Source organism: Mesorhizobium sp. M2A.F.Ca.ET.037.01.1.1 (assembly GCF_003998075.1).
Lineage (GTDB): Bacteria > Pseudomonadota > Alphaproteobacteria > Rhizobiales > Rhizobiaceae > Mesorhizobium.
In genome coordinates, this window is sequence record NZ_RZSA01001139.1 from 1 (window position 1) to 1,915 (window position 1,915).

Below are 1,915 nucleotides of genomic sequence, written 5' to 3' on the forward strand. Positions count from 1 at the left end.
ACGCGACGCGAGGCGTCTACGCCGCGCGGGGCGCAGCCGCCCCACCCGGCGTAGACGCCTCGCGTCGCGTTGAGGCCGAAGGTGGCGCTGCCGGGGCGGCCGATCTCGGGCGCTTCCCAGGAATTGGTGGCGCGAGTGACATCGCCGCCGCGATAGGCCGGGTCTTCCGCGCGCGCCTTGTACTTGTAGCAGACCTGGCGGCGGCCTTGGTCTTCCAGCCTCGTCTGCCACATGAAATTGCCGGCAAAGCGCGCCGCGTGCCCGCCGCCGGTCACATAGTTGTCGACAGCGTCGCGCATTTCCCAGGTCCAGTATTCGTCATGGCCGACGAAGACGACGCAGTCATAGCCGTCGAGGATTTCGGGCGAGAAATGCAGCTCGTGCTGGCTGGCGAGATCGACCAGGTAGCCGGCGCGTTCGGCGAAGCGGAAGAAATGGCTGTCATAGCTTGCCCAGCCGGACGATGCGTATTTCTTCGAATGCCCGGTGGCAAAAGCCCACTCCATGTGTGGATAGCGCGGCACGGTCTTCGGCGGCACGGCGACTTCGAGCGGCACGCGCGGCGCGTCCTTTGGCAGCACGACGAAGCCGCGGCACCAGGGGCGCTCAATCGACACCGTCGTTGCGTACTGGTCGCGGTTCGGACCGGTGATGCCCTGATAGTGGTTCGAGCCGCCCCAGGTGTTGTACGCGGTCCAGGTGCCGGTCGCGGCGACCTGCAGCAGGCGGCCCGGCTTGCGGCCGGGCTGGGGCGCGACGATGAAGAGATGGTGGCTGCGGATCGGATTGCCGTCGCGGCCTTCGGCAAGAAGCGCGATGCGATAGGCGCCCGACGGCCAGTCGTCGCCGACGCGGAATTCGAACGACGCCTCCCAGCCGCAACCTTCGACCGAGCATTGGTCGGGCGTATCTTGCCAGCGCGCCGACAGGCCTGCTCCCTCGAAGACCTTGGTCTCGGCGGCTCCGTCGCGGATGACGGCGATGCTGAATTGCGGCGCGGTCGAGCTGACATGGAGCGCCACCGTCTCGCCGGGGCAGTAGGAAAACCGGTCGCTGTAGCCCCAGATCTCACCGCGCTCACCGTCCATCCCCGGCCATTCATAATAATGGCCGCGCACCGCCTCGCGGCGCTGCTCGGGCGTCAGCCCGAAATCGGGAAATTCGGTGGGCAATTGCATCAAGCTGGACCTGAGATCACGAAGCCGTCATTGAGACCATCGGCCGGCCAAGCGTCAAATGGAAAGCATCGGGCCAGCAGGTACCCGCGTTTGTCGATATCCGGCAAACGGATTATTCATTGGGCGTTGTTCAGTGCCAGGGAGCCGACATGCTGCGTGTGCAAAAGGTCAAGGTCGACGACATCTACGTGCCGACGGCGCGGCGCAAGACGCTGCATCCCGAGACCGTGCGCCATCTCGCCGAGGATATTCTCGAGAACGGCATGAAGACGCCGATCCAGGTGCGGCACGACGGCAAGCGCCACATCCTGGTCGAGGGACTGCACAGGCTCGAAGCCGCCAAATGGCTGGGCGAGACCATGATCGACGCCTATCTCGTCCAGGCCAAGCGCCACTAAGGTGTGTCGATATTCAGGTGATGCCGGCCTGCAAACGGCGGCTTCCTGCGCTTCCGGTGCTCACGTACTTTAAGTACGCTCCGCTCCGGTTCTCGGAATCCACCATTTTCGACTCGGCCTGACCTGAATCTCAACACACCTCAACCGGCTGCGGTCTCTAAGGATTGCCGATCTACGAAGCCTTGGCCCGCCGCGGCTGGCGCAGATGCCTGACTCCGCTCATTTCGACGAATTTCGTCGCCGTGTCCCAGAGATAGTCGCCATAAAGGAACGGCTCGAAGGGCTCGGCGCCCTCGAGCGGCAGCGGCGCGATCTCGGCGTCGACGCGTGGCTCATAGA

The 1,915-nt window shown here is 64.7% G+C and carries 2 protein-coding genes; one reads left to right on the top strand and one right to left on the bottom strand.

The window, feature by feature from the left end:
- On the bottom strand, positions 1-1,178 hold a 1,178-nt coding region (locus tag EOA27_RS34345; protein ID WP_127258490.1), incomplete at its 3' end, for a N,N-dimethylformamidase beta subunit family domain-containing protein.
- A 149-nt stretch (positions 1,179-1,327) separates the two neighbouring features.
- On the opposite strand from EOA27_RS34345, the gene EOA27_RS34350 reads away from it, so the two are divergent.
- Entirely contained in the window at positions 1,328-1,576 is a 249-nt protein-coding gene (locus EOA27_RS34350) for a ParB N-terminal domain-containing protein (protein ID WP_042644583.1), read from the top strand.
- Positions 1,577-1,915 lie beyond the last annotated feature (339 nt).